This is a genomic window from Lacrimispora sanguinis (assembly GCF_044987295.1).
GTDB lineage: Bacteria > Bacillota > Clostridia > Lachnospirales > Lachnospiraceae > Lacrimispora > Lacrimispora celerecrescens_B.
In genome coordinates this window covers 2,688,778-2,711,500 of record NZ_CP173277.1, presented here as the reverse complement: position 1 = coordinate 2,711,500, position 22,723 = coordinate 2,688,778, and the positions used below count along the sequence as shown (strand labels likewise).

The following is a 22,723-nucleotide window of genomic DNA, read 5'->3' as shown; positions in this document are numbered from 1 at the left end:
AGCCCGTCCCATGCTGATGGGGAAAAGGATTGTCAACATTCATCATCGTCGATGATAGTCAGATTAAATAATTCGCATGATAAGTCCACTTCTCTGCCTGCCTTTTGAGGAGGACTGATGAAGCGGATAATGGGGCGCAGAGAAAATCCTGGCGTATTATCCTTAACCACTGCGGAACTCCCGTCACTAAGGAGGACAATGGTACCGATGGGATATGCGGAAACACAATGAAGGAAAGCTGTCAGCAGTTCCGGGTCAAAATGAGTATTGGAGCAGCTGGTAAGATAGTCAAAAATCCGTCTGGGAGACCAAGCTTTCCGGTATGGCCTGGTGGAATTGAGAGCATCATATACATCTGCAATAGCCAGGATCCGGGCATAAAGAGGAATATCCTTGCCTGTAAGGCCAAAGGGATACCCAGTTCCGTCAAATTTTTCGTGGTGGGTTTGAACCCCCTGCAGAACTGCTTGGGAAATTACGATGTGGTCGCCTAGTTTTTTATAGGAAAGGCTGGGATGCTGTTTCATAATTTCAAATTCTTCTTTGGTTAAGGGGCCCGGTTTGTTGGTAATATCAATTGGAATATCTGTTTTTCCAATGTCATGAAGAAGGCCGCAGAGGGCCAGGTCATTAAGATTGGAAACGGAAAGTCCGATGTACTTTCCCAATAATACGCTTAAAATGCCTACATAAAGACTATGGGAGTAAGTATACCCGTCATAATCTCTGATATCTATCATCTGAAAGAGATACTTGTCCTTATTCAAAACATTCATAACAACGGATTCGGCCACCTTGGCGATCTCCTCGTAAACCTGTTTGCTGGACTGAAAGGTAAATTTTTTCAAACTCTGGTCAAAGACATCGCGGATGCTTGTCAGCATTTTGGCTTTTAACTCCGGTTCTACAAAATCTTCGGGTTCAATGCCTTGCGTGATCTCTGTGCAGATATAAGCCCCTTGTACTCCGATGGTTTTCATGCGGCCGATCATACGTTCACTCAGCTTGAAGCCGGTTACCGCAAAAGGAAGCATTGGGTTTATTCCCGGGATGTTTCGGGCTAATTCCATACCTTCAGTCAATTTCTCAATAGGAAGATAAATCAATTCGTTCACCTCAACAGACCAAAACGCAGTCTCTTCTTTCTGTTCCGTAAATTCCTTTTTATGTTAAAGTTGGAAATATATGCACAATGACACATTAAATTATAGTGTGAATTAACCAATGCGTCAATGGAAATTTGAATTTTAAAACTAGTATGGCAGAGAAAAATCAGGCAATATTTTATGCAAAAATTCTTTAATCTTTACAAATCATTATAAATTCGGATTGACTCGGGAATAGACATCGAAAAGGGGAATTTTATGATTGAAATCTTAAACGGAATGCATGAGACGATTCATTATGAATGCTCATTAGGACTTCGACTATATCATAATAAGAATTTTGAGGATTATCCGGAACACTGGCATGGAGGAATTGAAATGATCATGCCGATAAAGGGTGGTTATGAGGTAATCGTAGGGGAGGAACATTTTCTCCTTGAAAAAGAAGATATCATTCTGATCCATTCCGGCGTGATCCATTCCTTAAAGGCGCCCTCTCAGGGAGAACGTTATATTTTACAGTTTGATGCGGCTCTTCTTTACCATTTAAAGGAGATGGAAACCTTGCTGCATATAATTCCCCCGGTCATATTCTTAAAAAAGGAGGACAGAGATTCTCTTTATGGGCATATTAAGAAGAAACTTGATAAGATTATTGAGGAATATCAGGGAAGCAACGGTTTCCGGGAGGCATCCATTTATGCGGCACTGATTGAGATCTATGTGGAATTAGGGAGAAATAAAGTATGTAAGGATGGGGCCGGTAGGCAGATCCCTGCCTTGAAGCAGCAGGAATATTTTGAAGCTGTCATGAATGCCAGCACTTATATCAACCAGCACTTCATGGAGAATCTGACATTGGGGGAAGTGGCACGAATTTGCGGATTTTCCAAATATCACTTTACCAGAATATTTAAACAGTATATGAACATGACCTTTTATGAATATTTAAACTCCAAACGAGTGAAAAGAGCGGAGGAGCTTTTGTATAATACCAGGGAAATGAGCATTACGGATGTTGCTATGGGTTCGGGCTTTTCATCCATGAGCGCTTTTAACCGTACCTTTAAGATGATAAAGCACTGTTCACCAAGCGATTACAGGAAGATCAAACAGCAGATGTATGAATCGGAAGAATAGAAACAAAGGGAAGTTAACGGCTCCTCTTATGGGAATACCAGGTTTATGAGTGTTCCTGTAAGAGGATTTTTTGTAGAAAAAGCAATATGTGCGCCATTGGAAGCAAGAAGTGGGATGCCTGATTCGTTATGAAATGCTATGATGGAGTCATGGAAAAAAAGGCAAGGGAATGTCAGGATATAAGTTTAAAAGGAAAGGTTAAGGTGAGTTCCATGAATCAGGATAAACTGAAGGAATACCGGAAAAAAGCAAAAGAATTGGTAGGGAAAATGACGCTGGAGGAAAAGGTATCACAGACCGTACACAGTGCAGCGGCGATTCCAAGGTTGGGAATAAAGGGATATAACTGGTGGAATGAAGGCCTTCATGGTGTGGCCAGGGCCGGTGTAGCTACGGTGTTTCCTCAGGCCATTGGATTGGCGGCAAGCTTTGACGAGGAGCTGCTTTTTGAAGTTGCTGATACAGTTTCCACAGAGGCCAGGGCAAAGTTTCATATGCAGCAGAAATACGGAGATACGGATATTTATAAGGGACTTACGTTTTGGGCCCCCAATGTTAATATTTTCAGGGATCCCCGTTGGGGAAGGGGACATGAAACATACGGAGAAGATCCGTATCTGACTTCACGTATGGGAGTTCGTTTCATTAAAGGGCTGCAGGGGGATGACGAAAGCTATATGAAGACCGCAGCCTGCGCCAAACATTTTGCAGTCCACTCAGGTCCAGAGGATATACGCCATTCCTTTAATGCTGAGGTGACAAAACAAGATATGTTTGAAACCTATTTGCCTGCGTTTGAGGCTTGTGTGAAAGAAGGAAAGGTAGAGACGGTTATGGGAGCCTATAACCGGACCAATGGGGAACCCTGCTGCGGAAGCAAGACCCTGCTTAAGGATATTTTGAGGACGGACTGGGGATTTGAGGGGCACGTAACCTCAGATTGCTGGGCAGTAAAGGATTTTCATGAACATCACGGAGTTACAAGTTCCGCCCTGGAATCTGTTGCCATGGCAATGGAAAACGGCTGTGATTTAAATTGCGGAAGCCTGTTTTTATATCTGACGGAGGCAGTAAACCGGGGGATGGTGTCTGAGGAACGGTTAAATGAAGCAGTTGAGAATCTGATGATGACAAGGCTGAAGCTTGGGCTGTTTGAGGAGCCGGAAGCTGTGGAATACAATAAAATTACTTATGAGGACAATGATACCAGAGAGCATAAGGAGCTGAATTTTAAGGCTTCCAGAAAGTCCTTTGTACTGCTTAAAAATGAGGGAAATATACTTCCACTTGATAAGAGCAGTCTGAAAACCATTGGCATCATCGGACCCAACAGCGATAACCGAAAGGCGTTGATAGGAAATTACGAGGGCACTGCTTCCAGGTATTATACGGTTTCCGAAGGAATCCAGGATTATGTTGGAGAAGATGTCCGTGTTATGGTCTCAGAAGGCTGCCATTTATGTAAACCGAGGGTAAGCGGTTTAGGTCAGGAGAATGATCGGCTGTCAGAGGTTCGCGGGGTGTGCGAAGCCAGCGATGTAATCATTGCCTGCATGGGCCTGGATTCCAGTCTGGAAGGAGAAGAGGGCGACGAGGGGAATGAATATGCCAGCGGCGATAAACCTAATTTATCCCTTCCAGGGCTGCAAAAGCAAGTGCTGGAGGAGATCTATAAGAGCGGCAAACCTGTGGTTTTAGTGCTTTTATCAGGAAGTGCCCTTGATGTGTCCTGGGCAGATGCTCATATCCCTGCCATTATTGAAGGCTGGTATCCGGGAGCTCAGGGAGGCCGTGCGCTGGCCGCCGTGCTGTTCGGGGATTATTCGCCGGAAGGAAAGCTACCCGTCACCTTTTACCGGAGTACAGAGGAGCTTCCGGCCTTTACGGATTATTCCATGAAGGGCAGAACCTACCGGTATATGGAACAAGAGGCTCTGTATCCTTTTGGCTACGGACTTTCTTACACGGATTTTGCCGTAAGAGATGTATCCATAAGCCAGGACCGGATAGGGGCAGGTGATACCTTAAGCGTAAAAGCAGTAATAAAGAATGAAGGGCATAGGAAGGGAGCAGAGACCCTGCAGGTATATGTAAAATCCTGTGCGCCGGGGACACCCAATGCTCAGCTCAAGGCACTTTTAAAGGTAGAACTGGAACCAGGGGAGGAAAGAGAATTGCAGGTGGCACTTTCCGACAAAGCCTTTGCCTTACGGGATGAACAAGGAGATCTGGTGCTGGAAGCCGGTACATATAAGGTTTATGTGGGAACGCAGCAACCAGACAAACGGAGCCAGGAACTTACTGGGAAAGCACCGGAATACATGACAATATCCGTAGACCAGCGTATCGTTCTGGAAAAATGCTGTATCTAAATAACAGCAGAAGATCCTAGTCTGTGGTTAATATTTACAAAATGAATAAATTTTAAAAAACAGGCCCTGTGGCTGGCTGAGAACTGCAGCCGGTTTGGTTTTGTGCCCCGCTATCCCAAGGAAAAGGAGAATATTACAGGCATCCGTTATGAACCGGAGCATTTCCGTTACGTAGGGAAAACGGTGGCGAAATAGAGAAAAAAATTCATCTGTAATCAGTGGGGATAACCATTCATACTTGCTACTCCTCCTGCATAAGTATGTAAAAACGTCCTAGCAGGGGGATTTTCTTGAAGGAATATATTGAAGAACGCGCGGTTGCGATCGCCAACTACATCATAGACTATCATGCGACCGTGAGGCAGACAGCGAAGAAATTTGGGATTTCCAAATCTACGGTACATAAAGATGTTACGGACCGTTTAGAGCACATTAATCCGTCCCTGGCAGCCCGGGCCAGGGTAATCCTTGATATTAACAAATCCGAGCGTCATATACGAGGCGGCCTTGCCACCAAAGAGAAATACCAACATCGCCTTCAGATGTGCAGCAAAAAGAATTAATAGGACAAAAAAATGAAAAACAGCCGCTGATGGGAATGATAGGGATTCCCATCAACGGCTGTTTTTTAAAAATGTTAAAATTTTTTATTGACATGAGGCCGTAAAATATGTTATTCTTTACCCCGGTATGAAGAGACATTATCGTTTTCATGCAAATATTGACCACTTCGTAAGAAGTTAAGCCCAGACGGACAGGCGGGTCAGCTGCCGAGCGTGGGAAACCACATTATTGATTGAGTTAAAAGCTCAAATTTTATAAGTTGATTACTTTATAATCCGTGCGATAGCACATCACTTGTGAAACGATCAATAATAGCAGGGACAACATATTTGCTATGTAGACTCGAAACGATAATTGTCATGAATAAAAGACGGGCATAATGCCCTTACTGGAAATATCATTCATGAAATTGCAGGCAGGTGATGAATAATCACCTGCCTTTTTGCTATGAAAAAATCTGCGCCAATAAGGCGACACTTACGTTTCAGCGACAAAAGAGGGAGTGACAATCCCGTGACAAGGAGAGGTAAGAGCCATATGAACAAAGAAGATCAGATGAGGGCGCCTATTTATGAAGCTCTTGAAACATTTCAGAAAAAGAGGGTAGTACCCTTTGATGTGCCGGGCCATAAACGGGGAAGGGGAAATCCGGAGCTTGCCCGGCTTTTGGGGGAACGGTGTGTCGGACTCGATGTAAATTCCATGAAGCCGCTTGATAATTTATGCCATCCGGTGTCCGTGATCCGGGATGCAGAACGGCTGACAGCAGATGCTTTTGGAGCGGCAGATGCATTTTTGATGGTGGGAGGGACCACGTCGGCTGTACAGAGCATGATCCTGTCTGTCTGCAAGGCAGGTGATAAGATCATTCTTCCAAGAAATGTCCATAGAAGCGCCTTAAATGCTCTGGTATTGTGCGGAGCGGTTCCGATTTATGTAAACCCAGAGGTAAACAGTATGCTTGGCATTTCTCTTGGTATGGAGATCAGCCAGGTAGAAAAGGCGATTAAGGAAAATCCCGATGCAGTGGCGGTATTTGTTAACAATCCCACTTATTATGGAATCTGTTCTGATATCCGCTCCATTGTCCGGCTGGCCCATGCCCATGGGATGAAGGTCCTGGCTGATGAAGCCCATGGTACCCATCTTTATTTTGGAAAGGGTCTACCGGTCTCCGCCATGGAAGCAGGGGCAGATATGGCAGCGGTCTCCATGCACAAATCAGGAGGAAGCCTGACACAAAGTTCCCTTCTACTTTTAAACAAGGGAGTAAACGGGGATTATGTACGTCAGATCATAAACCTAACCCAGACCACCAGCGCCTCTTACCTGCTATTGTCAAGCCTTGACATATCCAGAAGGAACCTGGCTCTGCGGGGAGAAGAGTCCTTTGCAAAGGTGGTGGAAATGGCGGAATATGCCAGAGGGGAGATCAACTCCATCGGTGGTTACTACGCTTATGGGAGGGATTTGATCAATGGAACCAGTATATTTGATTACGATGTGACAAAGTTATCCGTTTATACTCTGGGAAATGGGCTGGCAGGAATTGAGGTCTATGACCTCCTTCGGGATGAATATGATATCCAGATTGAATTTGGAGATATCTGCAACCTCCTTGCCTACATTTCCATCGGTGACCGGATTCAGGATATTGAACGTCTTGTGGGAGCACTGGCGGATATTGAACGTCTTTACAAAAAGGATCGTACGGGTATGCTGTCAGGAGAATATATTGCGCCCAAAGTGGTGGTATCGCCCCAGAAGGCATTTTATTCCCAAAAGGTATCCGTGCCGGTAGGAGAATCCGCAGGAAGGATAAGCGGGGAGTTTGTCATGTGCTATCCCCCGGGTATTCCGATCCTGGCACCGGGAGAGATGATTACGGAAGAGATCGTGGAGTACATCATCTATGCCAGGGAAATGGGCTGTTCCATGCAGGGGACCGAGGATCCGGCGGTAGAGCGGTTGATGGTATTAAAGGAGCAGGTCAAAGAAGGGGAGAGGTAGGAAAATATGGAGATATGGTTTTCAAAATTTCACACGTCCAATGTGAAGCTTTCGGTACGGATCGATAAACAGCTATTCTCCGGTGAAAGTGAATACCAGAGAATTGACGTGTTCGAATCCCAGGAATTTGGAAAGTTTGTGTCTTTGGATGGAGACATTGTTTTTTCTGAAAAGGATGAGTTTATTTACGATGAAATGGTGACCCATGTACCCATGGCAGTCCATCCGAATGTTAAGGATGTGCTGATCATTGGCGGAGGCGACGGAGGGGTGGCCAAGGAACTTTTGCAGTATCCGTTTATTCAGTCCATAGATGTGGTAGAGACGGATAAACTGTTTGTAGACGTGTGCCGGGACATTTTCCCAGAGGTATCCTGCGGCCTCTCTGATCCAAGGGTTAAGGTTTATTACGATGACGGGCTTCGCTTCTTGAGAAGCAAAAAGGACGAATATGACCTTATTATCAATGATTCCACGGATCCGTTCGGACATACAGAAGGGCTTTTCACCAAGGAGTTTTACGGCAGCTGCTATAAGGCGCTGCGAAGCGATGGCATTATGGTCTATCAGCATGGAAGCCCTTTTTACGATGAGGATGAGGCGGCATGCAGGAGCATGCACCGGAAGGTATTTCGTTCCTTCCCCATAAGCCGTGTTTATCAGGCCCATATTCCCACCTGCCCGTCGGGCTACTGGCTGTTTGGGTTTGCTTCAAAAAAGTATCATCCCATCAATGATTTTAAACCAGAACTATGGAATCAATTAAAAATTGAAACCTGGTACTATACAACCAATCTTCATACGGGCGCTTTTATGCTGCCTAAATACGTGGAAGATCTACTGAAAGAGGAGGAAAAGGAATGAGCAGATTATTAATTATCGGTTGTGGAGGGGTTGCCTCTGTGGCAATCCAGAAATGCTGTCAAAACAGCGAGGTGTTTACAGATATTTGTATCGCAAGCAGGACAAAGGAGAAATGTGATGCCTTAAAGGATAAGCTTGCGGGGACAACAAAAACAAGGATCGAGACTGCCAGGGTTGATGCAGATCACGTAGAAGAGGTTATCGCCCTCATAAAAGATTATAAGCCGGATGCCTTACTGAATGTGGCTCTTCCCTATCAGGATTTAACCATCATGGATGCTTGTCTTGCAACTGGGGTAGATTACATTGATACCGCTAATTTTGAGCCTGAAAATACGGATGATCAGGAGTGGAGAGCGATCTATGAGAAGCGTTGTGAAGAGCTTGGATTTACCGCCCTTTTTGATTATTCCTGGCAGTGGGATTATAAGGAGCGCTTTGAGAACGCAGGGATTACCGCACTCCTTGGAAGCGGGTTCGACCCTGGAGTTACCAGCGTATTTTCTGCGTATGCTTTAAAGCACTATTTTGACGAGATTCATACCATTGATATTTTAGACTGTAACGGTGGCGATCATGGATATCCCTTTGCAACCAACTTTAATCCGGAAATTAACTTAAGAGAAGTGTCCTCCAATGGTTCATACTGGGAAGATGGCTGCTGGATCGAGACAGAGCCCATGGAGATCAAATCCAAATACAATTTCCCGGAGGTTGGGGAAAAGGACATGTACCTGCTTCACCATGAGGAGATCGAATCCCTGGCTAAGAACATTCCTGGAGTGAAGAGGATCCGTTTCTTCATGACCTTTGGACAGAGCTATTTAACCCATATGAAGTGCCTGGAAAATGTAGGTATGCTTTCTACTTCTCCCATAGAATTTAACGGACAGGAAATCGTGCCTATCCAGTTTTTAAAGGCCCTGCTTCCTGACCCTGCATCCCTTGGTCCCAGAACCAAAGGAAAGACCAACATTGGATGTATCTTTACAGGAGTAAAGGATGGAAAGGAAAAGACCATTTACATTTACAACGTATGCGATCATGAGGAATGCTATAGAGAGGTGGAATCCCAGGCGATTTCCTACACCACCGGAGTTCCGGCCATGATCGGAAGCCTGATGGTATTAACCGGCCAGTGGAAGAAGCCTGGAGTATTTAATGTGGAAGAGTTTGACCCGGATCCCTATATGGAGGCTTTAAACAAATGGGGGCTTCCATGGGTGGTATGTGAGGACCCGGAAACTGTAACCGTATGGAGATAGGGAAAAAATGAGGATCGAAGAGCTAAAAACCCCTTGTTATGTGATCGACGAGGAAAGGCTGGAGAAAAACTTAAAAATCCTTAAGCAGGTAAAAGAAAATACCGGGTGCAGGATCCTGCTGGCACAGAAGGCATTTTCCTGCTTTGCGGAGTACCCTCTCATCGGCAAGTATCTTGACGGAACTACGGCCAGCGGGCTTTTTGAGGCCAGACTGGGGAAAGAGGAGATGGGACTTGAAAACCACGTCTTTGCCCCTGCGTATAAGGAAGAGGATTTTAATGAGCTGGTAAAGATCTGTGATCACATTGTATTTAACTCCTTTTCCCAGCTGGAAAAGTATAAAAATGTTTTAGGCGGGGTAAATGCCGGGATCAGGATTAATCCACAGTGTTCCACCCAGGAAGGCCATGAAATCTATGACCCGTGTGCGCCCGGTTCAAGGCTTGGCGTATCCATTGACAATTTTAAGGAGGAATGGCTGCCCTGGATATCAGGGCTCCATTTTCACACCTTATGTGAGCAGAATTCCGATGATTTAAAAAAGACACTGGATGCCGTTGAGGAAAAGTTCGGGAAGTATTTATCCGGACTGTCCTGGCTTAACATGGGCGGAGGACATCATATTACCAGGGAGGACTACGATATCGGGCTGTTAGAAGCCTGCATTAAGAGAATGCAGGAGAAGTATGGTCTTCAGATTTATCTGGAACCCGGAGAAGCTGTGGCACTTAATGCCGGGTATCTGGTGACAGAGGTTATGGATGTGGTGGAAAACGGAATAAAGACATTGATCCTTGATGCTTCCGCAGCCTGCCATATGCCTGATGTGCTGGAGATGCCGTACCGGCCGCCTTTAAAGGACAGCGGAGAACCGGGAGAAAAGGCTTTTACCTACCGGCTGTCTTCCTGTACCTGCCTGGCAGGGGACGTGATTGGTGACTATTCCTTTGACAGAGAGATAAAGCCTGGGGATAAACTGTATTTTATGGATATGGCCATCTATTCCATGGTGAAGAACAACACCTTTAACGGAATGCCCCTTCCTGCCATCGCTATCATGGATCAAGGTGGAGACTGCCGTGTTGTAAAAAGGTTTGGCTATGAGGATTTTAAGAACAGGCTGGCTTAGGAGTTACAAGCATATCCCCAAGATTCATCAGGAGACAAACTATGGAAAAATTAAAAAGCTTCCCGGCGGCAGATGGATTTTATATGCCGGGGGAATTTGAGCCTCATCGGGGCTGTATCATGATCTGGCCCAAGCGGCCCGGCTCCTGGCCCTTTGGGGCAGGGATGGCAAGGAAAGCCTTTGCCGAAATTGCGGAGGCCATTGCAGACAGCGAGCAGGTAATCATGCTGGCTGAGCCTGATGTGAAGGAATGCGCCAGAGAGATGCTGTCGGACCGGATCCAGGTGATTGGCATGGAATCCGACGACGCATGGGCAAGAGATGTGGGACCAACCTTTGTGGTCAATAAGGAACGTAAGATCAGGGGAATCGACTGGCAGTTTAATGCCTGGGGAGGTACTTTTGACGGGTTGTATTCTGACTGGCAAAAGGATGACCTTCTAGCAGGGCGTTTCTGCGAACTTTTTAACTATCCCGTTTACGATGCAAAGCATTTTGTACTGGAGGGAGGTTCCATTCACTCGGATGGGGAAGGTACGCTTTTGGTAACAGAAGCTTGCCTTTTGAGCGCCGGGCGGAATCCGTCTCTTTCTAAGCTCCAGATTGAAGAGCAGCTGAAATGTTATCTGGGGGCTGCTAAGGTTATCTGGCTGAAAGCAGGCATCTATCAGGATGAAACCAATGAGCACGTGGATAATGTTTGCGCGTTTGTCCGGCCGGGGGAAGTGGTGTTGGCCTGGACGGATGATGAGGACGATCCTCAGTATGAAATGTCCCTGGTTGATTTAAGGATACTGGAACAGGAAACAGATGCAGCAGGACGGCATTTTAAGATTCACAAGCTTCCCATACCGAAGGAACCGGTCCACATTACAGAGGAGGAGCTTTCCGGCCTTTCCTTTGAACCGGGAGAGGATGAGAGGGAGGCAGGAGAGCGCCTGGCTGCCAGCTATGTGAATTTTTATATATCCAATGGAGGGGTGATTGTTCCTCAGTTTGGGGATGTTCATGATTCAGAGGCGATACGGATATTAGGGGAGTGCTTCCCGGAAAGGAAGATCTATCCGGTGTTTGCAAGAGATATTATTGTGGGAGGCGGAAATATTCACTGCATTACACAACAAATTCCGTTGTAGTTCGAGAAACCGGAAGGAGAATTTTATGAGAGAGGTAACAGTAGCGGCAGTTCAGATGAGGTGCTGCGATGACGTTAATAAGAATATTGCAAATGCCGAAAGACTGGTAAGGCAGGCAGCAGGGGAAGGGGCTAAGGTCATTCTCCTTCCGGAGCTGTTTGAACGGCAATACTTCTGCCAGGAAAGGCAGTATGATTATTATGAATATGCAGAACCGGCGGAGGAAAACCAGGCGGTTAAACATTTCGCCGGGATTGCGGCTGAGCTAAAAGTGGTGCTTCCCATCAGCTTTTATGAGCGGTCAGGAAATACCATGTTTAATTCAGTGGCAGTTCTTGACGGAGATGGGACAAATCTTGGAATTTACCGGAAGACTCATATCCCGGATGATCATTACTACCAGGAGAAGTTTTATTTCACGCCCGGAGATACCGGCTTTCAAGTATTTGATACCATGTATGGGAAAATCGGCATGGGGATCTGCTGGGATCAGTGGTTCCCGGAGACAGCCAGGTGCTTAGCGTTACAGGGAGCGGAACTGATCTTATATCCCACTGCCATAGGAAGTGAGCCCATCCTGGAATGTGACAGCATGGAGCACTGGAGGCGCTGCATGCAGGGACACGCCGCATCGAATATCATTCCGGTTATAGCGGCTAACCGGATTGGAGTGGAATCCGTTGTTCCCAGTCTGTCAAACGGGAATCAAAGCTCTTCTCTTAAATTTTATGGCTCCTCCTTTATTACAGATAATACCGGGGCTGTCACAGCATCTATGGGCAGGGAGGAAGAAGGCGTGATATGCGCTTCCTTTGATCTGGATCAGATGATGACTGACAGGAGAAACTGGGGGCTATTCCGTGACCGCAGGCCGGAAATGTACGGGGGAATCACAGGGAGGTAAGAGCGTGGACCTGCTGGTAATTTAGATCCCAGTACTTAAATAAGCGTAAATTCCTTCATAAAATCCGTTGTCTCCCCATATATATAGTAATAATTAATAAGTTGGGGAGTGTGCTATGAAGAGACTGTTAAGCAGAAAATGGATGATTTTTTTCGGCCTGGCCATGTGGGTACTGGTAGTACGTACGTTGAGCGGGTGTAATTTAAACAAGGACAACGGCGATAAAGTGCGGGATCTGGAATTTACCGTGGTTGCTGACGCGGATATTCCGCAGGAACTCAGGCAGATCATTGCGGAGAAGCAGCAGTCACCTTTTAAGCTGACCTACAGCGATGATAAGAACCTTTACATAGTGGTTGGTTTCGGAAAGCAGGCCGGCGGGGGATATAGCATCGCAGTAAACGATCTTTACCTGACAGATAATTCCATTGTCCTGGATACGGAACTGATTGGCCCGGAAAAGGGAGAGAATACGGGGACGGAGCCCTCTTATCCCTTCATCGTCATTAAAACGGAGATGTCAGAGCTTCCGGTAGTGTTTCAGTAGAAAAGAAGTTGAAATAGCCGTTCCGCATATGGCAAAAGCGGGACGGCTGTTTTTGTGGGCGATAAAACGTAAAATTCCCCTTTTTTCTTAGGCTGTCATATGATATACTACTTCAAATAAGAATAGGCAGTAAGGAGAAGAGGAAGGGTAATATGATATTAAAGGATATATGGCTTGATGTTACGGCAGTAAAAGAGCGGGATCCGGCGGCCAGAAGTAAGCTTGAAGTGCTTTTGCTCTATCAGGGAGTTCATGCATTGATCTGGCATCGCTTTGCCCACTGGTTCTACCAGCACAAGATGTTTTTTATAGCCAGGTTTATTTCCCAACTGGCCAGGTTTTTTACGCTGATCGAGATTCATCCCGGTGCAAAGCTGGGGCATGGGATTTTAATTGACCATGGCAGCGGAGTGGTGATTGGAGAAACAACCGTGGTAGGGGATAATTGTACCATTTACCAGGGGGTGACTTTAGGCGGCGTGGGACTTAATAAGGGAAAGCGCCATCCAACCCTTGGAAATAATGTGACCGTGGGAGCAGGAGCTAAGATTCTGGGGTCCTTTGAGGTAGGAGATAATTGTACTATTGCGGCAAATGCCGTACTTTTAAAGCCTTTGGAGAGCAACGTGACAGCGGTTGGAATTCCAGCCCGCCCGATTAAAATAGACGGTGTGCCACTTCCAAAGAAGGAAAGCAATCTGGTGACCATGGATCACTACTGCAAGATGGAGGCGCGAGTCAAGGAATTGGAAGAAAGCTTGTCAAAGCTGCAGACAGAGCTGTCTTCCTACCGGGAAAAGGGGCAATCCGATCAAGCAGAGGCTCCTATTGAATAATGACAACAAAAAAAGTATAATGAAACATGCACCTGCATAAACTTTCTTAAAGGAATAAAGAAGGTAAGGCAGGTGCATTTTTATGTTGGAGCTGGTGAAGAAAAACATACATATGAATCGTTGGAAAGGATATGCCACGTCTCAGATTACTCTTGACGATGACTTCATCGTCCCGGACAGTATGGATGATGTGGATCAGATTATTTTAAGTTCCGGCGATATTACCATTGATTCCGTAAAGGTTCAGACAGAACGGGTCATGGTCCGGGGCAAGCTGGATTTTATGAATCTCTTCCGGGGGGCGGAAGGAGGGCTTCAAACCCTTTCAGGAAACATTAACTTTGAGGAGCCCATCAATGTTCCCGGACTGGATGAAAAGGATTACGTCCAGCTGGGATGGGATCTTGAGGATTTAAACACAGGGCTTATTAATTCCAGGAAGCTGAGCGTAAAGTCGATTGTATCACTTAAGGTGAAGGTGGAAACTGCCAGTGATATAAACGCTGCCGTGGAAGTGGACACGGGAGGCACGGCAATAGATGTGCCCATGGTGGAGACCCTCCGCCGCAATCTGGATGTTGCATCCATAGCCCTCCGCCACAAGGATACGTTCCGTATCAAGGATACGGTTACCTTGTCAGGAAACAAGCCAAACATTGACCATATTTTATGGACCGAAATGAAGTTAAGAGGCGTCTCCTTAAGGCCCATGGATGGAAAGATGATGCTTGACGGGGAACAGTTAGTCTTTGTTATTTACCAGGGAGAAGGGGAAGGTGCACCGATCCAGTGGGTTGAGGAAAGCATTCCGTTTTCAGGGGAACTGTCTGTTCCGGATATGACTGAGGATATGGTTCCTTTGGTTACGGTCCACATCATCCATAAGGATATTGAGGCAAAACCGGATGCTGACGGCGAGATGCGGGAAATGGATATGGATTCGGTTCTTGAGCTGGATATGAAGCTTTACAAGGAAGAAAATATGGAACTGCTCAGCGACATATATTCCACCAACAGGGAACTGACGCTGCAGACGGAGGAAGCCCTTTTCGATAAGATCCTGACGAAAAATATGAGCAGGTGCAAGGTAGTAGAAAAGATCAGCCTGGATCAGGCGGACCGGATCCTTCAGATATGCCACAGTGAGGGGACAGTTAAAATTGATGACACAGAAATCAAGGAGGACGGACTTCATGTAGAAGGTGTATTAGAGTTGCGGATCCTTTACATGACTTCTGACGATGCCCAGCCGATTCAGTCAACCGTGGAAGATATTCCTTTCCATTTCCTGATTGAGGCTCCGGGAATCAATGAGCAGACGGTTTGCCAGCTAAATCCGGGCTTAGAACAGCTTAGTGCGGTTATGATGGGCGGAGGCACTGTTGAAGTGAAGGCAACCATTTCCCTTGACTTACTGGCCTTACAGCCGATCCGCGAGCGGATCATCACAAATGCACTGGAATCCCCTATGGATCTAAACAACTTGCAGAAGCTCCCCGGAATCGTGGGATACATTGTACAGCCTGAAGATTCTCTTTGGAATATCGCTAAAAAGTTCCATACGACCATTGATACCATCATAGCGACCAATGGATTGACCGATAAATCAGTAAGACCGGGTGACCGGTTGATTCTTGTGAAGGAATTGGCATAGTTTTCTTCATGAAAATGCCAGGCAGAAGGGATCGCTTTTGCCTGGCATAATTGATTATGTCCTTGAATGATTTTTTTAAAAAAGGGTATGATAAAGATTGCTATTCACATATCAGCTTGCCCTGTTATATAATATACTATAGCTAAGCTATAGCTTCAACCATCGATGGCGCCAAAACGCATCCAGCTGGTGCTTAAGATAGATGACAGGTTACCCTGGACGGTAGTGACGTATTGCAAGGCGTTATTACCGTTTACATACCCTGATTTCCCTATACCGGAGAAGAAAGAACATGAACTATACCTATATTTTAAGATGTGCAGATGATACCCTATACTGCGGTTGGACAAACCATTTAGAGAAACGTTTAATAGCCCACAACCAGGGAAAAGGAGCCAAATACACAAAAGCCCGCAGACCTGTGGTTCTGGCCTATTGGGAAGAGTTTTCCACAAAGGAAGAAGCCATGCGGAGGGAAGCCGCTATTAAGAAACTTTCCAGGAAGGACAAGCTAAAACTGATGGGAGAGATTGTATGAAAAAAACCGTCAAGGCCGCGATTGGGTGGTACTGACGGTTTTTCCGGCGTTATGCAACAAAATGGTACATCAAAATATAATGGCATAGACTTCCACCCATGACGAAAAGATGGAAAATTTCATGGGATCCGAAGCTTTTATGTTTGGCATTGAAAAGAGGAAGCTTCAGGGCATAGATGATGCCGCCTATGGTGTAGATGATGCCTCCGGCAAGGAGCCAGAGAAATCCGGCAGAGGAAAGGGTTTCCGTAATCTTTGAAAATGCCAGAATGCAGACCCAGCCCATGGCAATGTAAAGGCTTGATGAAAACCATTTGGGACACATAATAAAGCAGCCTTTTATGATAATTCCTGAAATGGCAATGCCCCAAACCAGAGCAAGCAGGCTCCAGCCGGTCTTATCTCCCAGAACGATCAGACAGATTGGCGTATACGTTCCTGCAATCAGGATGAAAATCATCATATGATCTATCTTTTTCAGCAGACGGTTAATCTTCGGTGAGATATCAAGAGTATGGTAGATGGTGCTGGCTGCGTAAAGAAAGACCATACTGATGATGAAAATTGTTAAGGCGGCCAGGTGGAGGCTTCCGTCGGAAGAAGCCTTAATAAGCAGTGGTGCTGCGGCTATAAGCGCCAGCATCATAGCTATAAAATGTGTGAGGGCACTGACTGGATCTTTGATTTTAATTTCCATGGAAAACCTCCTTGTAGAAAACATAAACTTTTGATGTAGTAATCAATACTACGTATTGCATTTTTATATACTATACACTCTGTACGAAAAAAATGCAACAGTTTTTGAAGATAAAATTATAAAAAGGTGTTTGCCATAATTGAAACAATAAAATATAATGGATAGATAAAATGAAAACTATAAAAAGGAAGGTATGACTGCCCTATGAATCAGACGATAAAAGAGCTTATAGAAAGAAAATCCGTCCGGATATATGAGGACCGGGCCATTGAACCGGAGAAAAAAGCGGCTATTATAGAGGCGTCCCTTCAGGCACCTACGGCCGGAAATATGACCCTGTATTCCATTATTGATGTGACGGACCAGGAGCGAAAGGAAATTCTGTCAGTAACCTGTGACAACCAGCCATTTATTGCAAAAGCGCCCCTTGTGCTGGTTTTTGTAGCAGATTATCAGAAGTGGTACGAGCTGTTCTGCCACTATGAAGAAGAGGTTCGCCATCCAGGGCTTGGAGATCTTTTGCTGGCCTGTGACGATGCCCTTATAGCCGCTCAGAATGCGGTTGTGGCGGCAGAATCCATGGGCATAGGCTCCTGTTACATTGGGGATATTATGGAGCAGTATGAAACCCACAGGGATTTGTTTGGCCTTCCCAAGTATGCGGTTCCTGCGGCAATGGTGGTCTTTGGATATCCGTCCAGGCAGCAGCAGGAGAGAAAAAAGCCGGAGCGGCTTAGGCCTGGGGCTGTGGTGTTCACGAATTCCTACCGCCGTTTAAGCCCCGAGGAATTTTCCCAGGAGATTATAAAGGCCCAGGGCAGGGAAGAAGACTTTGAACGCTGGATCAAGGCCTTTTGCAAACGCAAATGGAATTCTGATTTCAGCGCAGAGATGAGCCGCTCTGTGGAAGCCATGATGGAGGTTTGGAAGAAAGAGGAGTAAAACGAGACATGGATCTTAACATACTATACGAAGATGAAGAGATACTGGTGGTGGAAAAACCAGTGGGAATAGAATCCCAAACTGCAAGGTCCTTTGAACCGGACATGGTCAGCGAGGTAAAGAAACATATCAACACGTTATCCCCAAAGCAAGGGGAGCCTTACGTAGGAGTTATCCACAGGCTGGATAAGCCGGTTGGAGGCGTTATGGTGTATGCAAAGACCAAAGGGGCCGCAGAGTCTTTAAGCAGTCAGGTTTCCCGGCATCAAATGGAGAAAATTTATTACGCAGTGGTTTGTGGAAAACCTGTGGAAAACTTTGGCGCTTACGTGGATTATTTGTGGAAAGACGGAAAAACTAATTGTTCTAAAATTGTGGATAAGGGGATAAAAGGTGCAAAACTTGCAGAACTCCATTATCAGGTTGTGGAAAACAAAAACATCGGGAATGAGGAATGCAGCCTGACAAAAATCACATTAAAAACCGGACGCCACCATCAGATCCGGGTGCAGATGGCGGGCCACGGCACACCCCTATGGGGCGACCGGAAATATAATCCCAAGGTTCAAAAATGTACTGCAAGCGGTAATGTGGCGTTATTTGCTTACAGCTTATCGTTTTTCCATCCAGTAACAAAGAAAAGGCTGAGCTTTATGGTGAGTCCCAAGGGAGAAGTCTTTGAGATGTTTGGAATTTTTTACTAATCAGTTTCCGCATATTTTTTACACAGTCGGTTCATAATAATGATTGTACAAAAGAAGTACAAATCAGAAACAGGTGAGTCCATGGTGAAACCGAGCAGGAAACTGAAGAAAACATTATTAATATTGGGAGTTACAGGGGCAGTGTATTTAAGCTTTCGTTATCTGCTGCCCCTTGTGATTCCCTTTTTGATTGCATATGTATTTGCCCTATCTCTACGGCCTTCTGCCCTTTGGATTGAGAAAAAGACCCGCTTCATTGTAAAGGAAAAGGTAATTTCCATTCCCCTGGCAGTTATCGGCGGAGTAGAGATCATACTATTTATGATTGCCCTGGGAATCCTTCTTTATGTGGGGGGAAGAAAATTGCTTATGGAAGCCAGGCTTTTGCTTCAAAATCTTCCTGCAATCCTGGAAGGCATGGATCATTGGCTTATGGATAACTGTTCCTTTGCGGAGCGTTTCTTAAAGCTTCCTGACGGATATGCGGTAGAAATAGTAAGGGATATTATTGCGGGAGGGCAGACTGCTATTAGAAGCAGGATCATGCCCTTTCTCATGGTAAATTCCATGACCATTATGAAATGGATCGTTCAGGCAACCGTTATCATCATCATATTGCTTATTGCCACAGTCCTGTCCCTTCAGGAAATGGATGACATCCGGGAAAGGCGGGATAATTCCATGTTCCGCTTTGAATATGCCATGTTAGGTAGACGGCTTACAACAGTGGGAAGCGCCTGGTTAAAGACTCAGGCGGCTATCATGCTGTTTACCATGGTGGTTTGTTCGTCGGGATTGTTTTTACTGGGAAATCCCTATTTTATCTTATTCGGGATTGGGATCGGTCTTCTTGATGCGCTTCCGATTTTTGGGACCGGGACAGTGCTCTTTCCGTGGGCCCTATTTTCCATGATCAACAAAAACTGGAAGTATGGAATCGGTCTGATCATCATTTATGTGATCTGCTATTTTTTAAGAGAGATCATGGAAGCCAAGATCATGGGGGGACAGGTTGGCCTCACGCCTCTAGAAACCCTTGCTTCCATGTACGTAGGACTTCAACTCTTCGGACTTTTGGGATTTATTCTCGGCCCTATCGGCCTATTGATTGTGGAAGATATTGTAGAGGTGTATGAGGGCTGGTGCTGTCACGACGGAAAGGAAAGTCTGGACCCGGAGGAATGAATGAAATACTTTGGCAGACAAACCTAGACCCACTTGACAAACATTTGCAAATAACGTAAAATCAACCATACAATCTTTTATTTTAATGAAGTAATAAGACGTTGAAGAGGACCAGTAGGTGATGATGTATCCCAGAGAGAAGGCCGTTTGCTGGAAGGCCTTTATACCTCTCATAACCCAACCTACCTCGGAGTCCCGCAGCAAACTGCGGCGCAGTTCCTGCGTTAACGGATAAAAAAGTGAGTCATGGCATTGTTCATGGCTAAATTGGGTGGCACCGCCGAGCTGTTCGGTCCCTTTTCAGGGAACGGATGGCTCTTTTTATTTTTATGAGGATAGGAAAGGAGAATTGTTATGGCAAAGGAAAAGAAATTAGTAGAAGCGATTACATCCATGGAGGTGGATTTTGCGCAGTGGTATACGGACGTTGTAAAGAAAGCAGAGTTAATTGATTACTCCAGCGTAAAGGGCTGCATGGTCATCAAACCGGCAGGGTACGCCATCTGGGAAAATATTCAGAGCGAGCTTGACAGAAGGTTTAAGGAAGTGGGGGTGGAAAATGTTTACATGCCTATGTTTATTCCGGAAAGCCTTCTTGAAAAGGAAAAGGATCATGTAGAAGGATTCGCTCCTGAGGTGGCCTGGGTAACCCACGGAGGTTTGGAGCCGCTGCAGGAAAGGCTTTGTGTCAGACCTACCTCAGAAACCCTTTTCTGTGATTTTTATTCCAGAGAAATCCAGTCCTATCGGGACTTACCGAAGCTTTATAATCAGTGGTGTTCCGTGGTGCGCTGGGAAAAGACCACCAGACCGTTCTTACGCTCCAGAGAATTTCTATGGCAGGAAGGCCATACGGCTCATGCGACTGCCAGTGAAGCGCAGGAAAGAACGGAGCAGATGCTTAATATATACGCAAATTTCTGTGAAGAAATCCTTGCAATGCCTGTTATACGCGGTCAAAAGACTGATAAGGAAAAATTTGCCGGAGCAGAGGCAACCTATACCATCGAAGCCCTGATGCACGATGGAAAGGCGCTTCAGTCAGGAACCAGCCATAACTTTGGAGATGGGTTTGCAAAAGCTTTCGATATTCAGTATTCAGATAAGGAAAATAAACTTCAGTATGTTCATCAGACTTCATGGGGATTGAGCACCAGACTTATCGGTGGTATCATCATGGTCCATGGTGATGACAGTGGCCTTGTGCTTCCTCCCAGAATTGCTCCGATCCAGGTGATCATCGTTCCGGTTCAGCAGCAGAAGGAAGGCGTTCTTGATAAGGCTTATGAGTTAAAAGAGGTTCTTTCTAATTATAAAGTAAAAGTTGACGATTCCGATAAGAGCCCAGGCTGGAAGTTCAGCGAATGCGAAATGCGTGGTATTCCTGTTCGTGTGGAAATCGGTCCGAGAGATATTTCAGAAAACCAGGCGGTTTTGGTACGCCGTGATACCCATGAGAAGATTACCGTATCCTTAGATGAAATAGATAGTAAAGTAGGCGAGCTTTTAGAGACAATCCAAAATGATATGTTAGAACGAGCTAGAATCCACCGGGATGTCCATACCTACGAGGCAACGGATATGGATACTTTTGTTAAAACTGTGGAGGAAAAACCGGGCTTTGTAAAGGCTATGTGGTGTGGCTCCCAGGAATGTGAGGATAAGATCAAGGAAATTACAGGAGCAACATCCCGCTGTATGCCATTTAAGCAGGAAACGCTGGCCGATACCTGTGTATGCTGCGGAAAGCCTGCAGTCAAGATGGTTTACTGGGGCAGAGCGTATTAAAACCGGCAAGATAGGAAAACAGGAGGTAAAAAAGGTGATAAAGATTCAGGTTCCGGAGGCGGCGAGGAGGATCATCGAACAACTGAATACCAGCGGCTTTGAAGCCTATGTGGTGGGAGGCTGCGTAAGAGACAGCCTGTTAGGCCGGCAGCCGGAAGACTGGGATATCACAACCTCAGCAAAGCCCGAACAGGTAAAAGAAATATTTAATAGAACGGTTGATACGGGAATCCAGCACGGTACGGTTACGGTACTTATTGACCATGAGGGTTATGAAGTGACCACATACCGCATAGACGGAGAGTATGAGGATGGACGCCACCCCAAATCCGTGGAATTTACGGGAAACTTACTGGAGGATTTAAAACGCCGGGATTTTACCATCAATGCCATGGCCTACAACGACCGGGAGGGGCTGGTGGATGCATTTGACGGGGTAAAGGATTTGGAGGGCCGGGTCATCCGCTGCGTGGGAAACCCACTTGACCGGTTTACTGAGGATGCCTTAAGGATCCTTAGGGCCATCCGTTTTTCTGCCCAGCTGGGTTTTGACATGGAAGCAGAGACAAGGGCGGCAATTTCTGTTATAGCCCCCAACATGGCGAAAGTCAGCAAAGAGCGGATTCAGGTGGAGCTTACAAAGCTCCTCCTTTCCGATCACCCCGGAAGGCTTAAGGATGTATATGAAAATGGAATTGGCCCTTATATATCAAAGCATTTTGAAGCAGCGGGAAGGCAGCCTTTTGAATCGGAAAGATTTACCGAGCTGCCACCTGTAAAGCACATACGCTGGTCCGGCTTTTTAAGGCTTGAGAAACCTGAGGATGCAGTAAGGATCCTTAAGGAGCTGAAGCTGGATAATGACACCATCTATCAGACAAAGACTCTGGTCAGCCTGTGGAAAACAGAGATTCCTGCTCATAAACCTGCCATCCGGCAGGTCATGAGCACCCTATCCCCGGAGCTTTTTAAGGACCTTCTTTGGTTTCAGAAGGTATTCAGCCATCCATCCTATAAAAACAGATTAGAAATGGTGGAGCAGTATTCCGAGGAAATCTTAAGGGCTGGGGATTGTATCCGCCTAAAGGACATGGCCGTTACCGGCAGGGAATTGATCGATGCAGGTATGAAACCGGGGCCTGAGATGGGAACGGTGCTTAACCGTTTGTTCCAGCTTGTCCTGGAAAAGCCGGAATGCAATAACAGGGAATATTTGATGAAATCTGCAGAACAATTTATAAAGGAACAAGGCTAAGGCACGTATAACTTTCTACCGGATTTTGCATATTTTTTTCCACCTCTTCATACCCTAGAAGTAGCTGATTAGCTAAGAGTTGGAGGG

Annotated in this window: 21 protein-coding genes and 1 other annotated feature; of the genes, 19 read left to right on the top strand and 2 right to left on the bottom strand. The window is 45.8% G+C overall.

All coding sequences use genetic code 11. The features are described from left to right. Positions 1 to 32 precede the first annotated feature (32 nt). Positions 33 to 1,070: an HD-GYP domain-containing protein gene (locus ACHZES_RS12545; protein WP_156961250.1), complete on the bottom strand. Its 1,038-nt coding sequence runs from the start codon at positions 1,068 to 1,070 to the stop codon at positions 33 to 35. 294 nt (positions 1,071 to 1,364) lie between these two features. Here ACHZES_RS12545 and ACHZES_RS12540 point away from each other — a divergent pair, with 294 nt between their 5' ends. The 14 genes from ACHZES_RS12540 to ACHZES_RS12475 all read left to right on the top strand — a co-directional run bounded on the left by ACHZES_RS12540 (position 1,365) and on the right by ACHZES_RS12475 (position 16,065). After that, entirely contained in the window at positions 1,365 to 2,246 is an 882-nt protein-coding gene (locus tag ACHZES_RS12540) for a helix-turn-helix domain-containing protein (RefSeq protein WP_395549315.1), read from the top strand. Positions 2,247 to 2,458: 212 nt separating this feature from the next. After that, positions 2,459 to 4,618 carry a glycoside hydrolase family 3 C-terminal domain-containing protein gene (locus ACHZES_RS12535; protein ID WP_395549360.1) on the top strand — a complete coding sequence of 720 codons (2,160 nt, stop codon included), beginning with the start codon at positions 2,459 to 2,461 and terminating at the stop codon, positions 4,616 to 4,618. A 102-nt stretch (positions 4,619 to 4,720) separates the two neighbouring features. Continuing rightward, positions 4,721 to 4,813, top strand: coding sequence for a hypothetical protein (locus ACHZES_RS12530; protein WP_404820230.1), 93 nt, complete (start codon positions 4,721 to 4,723; stop codon positions 4,811 to 4,813). 95 nt (positions 4,814 to 4,908) lie between these two features. Then, positions 4,909 to 5,181, top strand: a complete 273-nt coding sequence (gene spoIIID / locus ACHZES_RS12525; RefSeq protein WP_013271108.1) for a sporulation transcriptional regulator SpoIIID — start codon at positions 4,909 to 4,911, stop codon at positions 5,179 to 5,181. Positions 5,182 to 5,719: 538 nt separating this feature from the next. Then, the gene (locus tag ACHZES_RS12520) at positions 5,720 to 7,192 is read left to right on the top strand and encodes an aminotransferase class I/II-fold pyridoxal phosphate-dependent enzyme (protein WP_038278015.1); all 1,473 of its coding nucleotides are present in this window, start codon (positions 5,720 to 5,722) and stop codon (positions 7,190 to 7,192) included. Between the two features lie 6 nt (positions 7,193 to 7,198). Next, complete coding sequence (speE, locus tag ACHZES_RS12515; RefSeq protein ID WP_038278018.1) at positions 7,199 to 8,056, top strand: polyamine aminopropyltransferase; 858 nt, start codon at positions 7,199 to 7,201, stop codon at positions 8,054 to 8,056. Further along, positions 8,053 to 9,321: a saccharopine dehydrogenase family protein gene (locus tag ACHZES_RS12510; protein WP_395549316.1), complete on the top strand. Its 1,269-nt coding sequence runs from the start codon at positions 8,053 to 8,055 to the stop codon at positions 9,319 to 9,321. The genes speE and ACHZES_RS12510 overlap by 4 nt, the downstream gene beginning before the upstream one ends. A gap of 7 nt (positions 9,322 to 9,328) precedes the next feature. Next, a complete protein-coding gene (nspC, locus tag ACHZES_RS12505) occupies positions 9,329 to 10,450 on the top strand; it encodes a carboxynorspermidine decarboxylase (RefSeq protein WP_395549317.1) in 1,122 nt (373 codons plus the stop codon). A 41-nt stretch (positions 10,451 to 10,491) separates the two neighbouring features. Continuing rightward, on the top strand, positions 10,492 to 11,586 hold the full coding sequence (aguA, locus tag ACHZES_RS12500; RefSeq protein WP_395549318.1) for an agmatine deiminase: 1,095 nt from the start codon (positions 10,492 to 10,494) through the stop codon (positions 11,584 to 11,586). 25 nt (positions 11,587 to 11,611) lie between these two features. Then, complete coding sequence (aguB, locus tag ACHZES_RS12495) at positions 11,612 to 12,490, top strand: N-carbamoylputrescine amidase (protein ID WP_395549319.1); 879 nt, start codon at positions 11,612 to 11,614, stop codon at positions 12,488 to 12,490. Positions 12,491 to 12,632: 142 nt separating this feature from the next. Further along, positions 12,633 to 13,037 carry a protease complex subunit PrcB family protein gene (locus ACHZES_RS12490; protein WP_242843046.1) on the top strand — a complete coding sequence of 135 codons (405 nt, stop codon included), beginning with the start codon at positions 12,633 to 12,635 and terminating at the stop codon, positions 13,035 to 13,037. A gap of 152 nt (positions 13,038 to 13,189) precedes the next feature. Continuing rightward, positions 13,190 to 13,873, top strand: a complete 684-nt coding sequence (cysE, locus tag ACHZES_RS12485; protein ID WP_038278032.1) for a serine O-acetyltransferase — start codon at positions 13,190 to 13,192, stop codon at positions 13,871 to 13,873. An 82-nt stretch (positions 13,874 to 13,955) separates the two neighbouring features. Next, the gene (locus ACHZES_RS12480) at positions 13,956 to 15,527 is read left to right on the top strand and encodes an SPOCS domain-containing protein (protein WP_038278034.1); all 1,572 of its coding nucleotides are present in this window, start codon (positions 13,956 to 13,958) and stop codon (positions 15,525 to 15,527) included. Between the two features lie 292 nt (positions 15,528 to 15,819). Further along, complete coding sequence (locus ACHZES_RS12475) at positions 15,820 to 16,065, top strand: GIY-YIG nuclease family protein (protein ID WP_089991903.1); 246 nt, start codon at positions 15,820 to 15,822, stop codon at positions 16,063 to 16,065. Between the two features lie 49 nt (positions 16,066 to 16,114). Here ACHZES_RS12475 and ACHZES_RS12470 read toward each other — a convergent pair whose 3' ends face one another. Further along, positions 16,115 to 16,762, bottom strand: a complete 648-nt coding sequence (locus ACHZES_RS12470) for a hemolysin III family protein (protein WP_395549320.1) — start codon at positions 16,760 to 16,762, stop codon at positions 16,115 to 16,117. Between the two features lie 204 nt (positions 16,763 to 16,966). Here ACHZES_RS12470 and ACHZES_RS12465 point away from each other — a divergent pair, with 204 nt between their 5' ends. From ACHZES_RS12465 to ACHZES_RS12445, 5 genes are all read left to right on the top strand, one after another. Next, on the top strand, positions 16,967 to 17,704 hold the full coding sequence (locus ACHZES_RS12465) for a nitroreductase family protein (RefSeq protein WP_395549321.1): 738 nt from the start codon (positions 16,967 to 16,969) through the stop codon (positions 17,702 to 17,704). A gap of 8 nt (positions 17,705 to 17,712) precedes the next feature. After that, positions 17,713 to 18,408, top strand: a complete 696-nt coding sequence (locus tag ACHZES_RS12460) for an RluA family pseudouridine synthase (protein WP_395549322.1) — start codon at positions 17,713 to 17,715, stop codon at positions 18,406 to 18,408. An 81-nt stretch (positions 18,409 to 18,489) separates the two neighbouring features. After that, positions 18,490 to 19,593: an AI-2E family transporter gene (locus tag ACHZES_RS12455; protein ID WP_154524899.1), complete on the top strand. Its 1,104-nt coding sequence runs from the start codon at positions 18,490 to 18,492 to the stop codon at positions 19,591 to 19,593. 92 nt (positions 19,594 to 19,685) lie between these two features. Next, positions 19,686 to 19,894: a binding site (T-box leader), on the top strand. A 53-nt stretch (positions 19,895 to 19,947) separates the two neighbouring features. Beyond that, positions 19,948 to 21,381: a proline--tRNA ligase gene (proS, locus tag ACHZES_RS12450; protein WP_395549323.1), complete on the top strand. Its 1,434-nt coding sequence runs from the start codon at positions 19,948 to 19,950 to the stop codon at positions 21,379 to 21,381. Between the two features lie 37 nt (positions 21,382 to 21,418). After that, a complete protein-coding gene (locus ACHZES_RS12445; RefSeq protein WP_395549362.1) occupies positions 21,419 to 22,636 on the top strand; it encodes a CCA tRNA nucleotidyltransferase in 1,218 nt (405 codons plus the stop codon). The last annotated feature ends 87 nt before the right edge of the window (positions 22,637 to 22,723 follow it).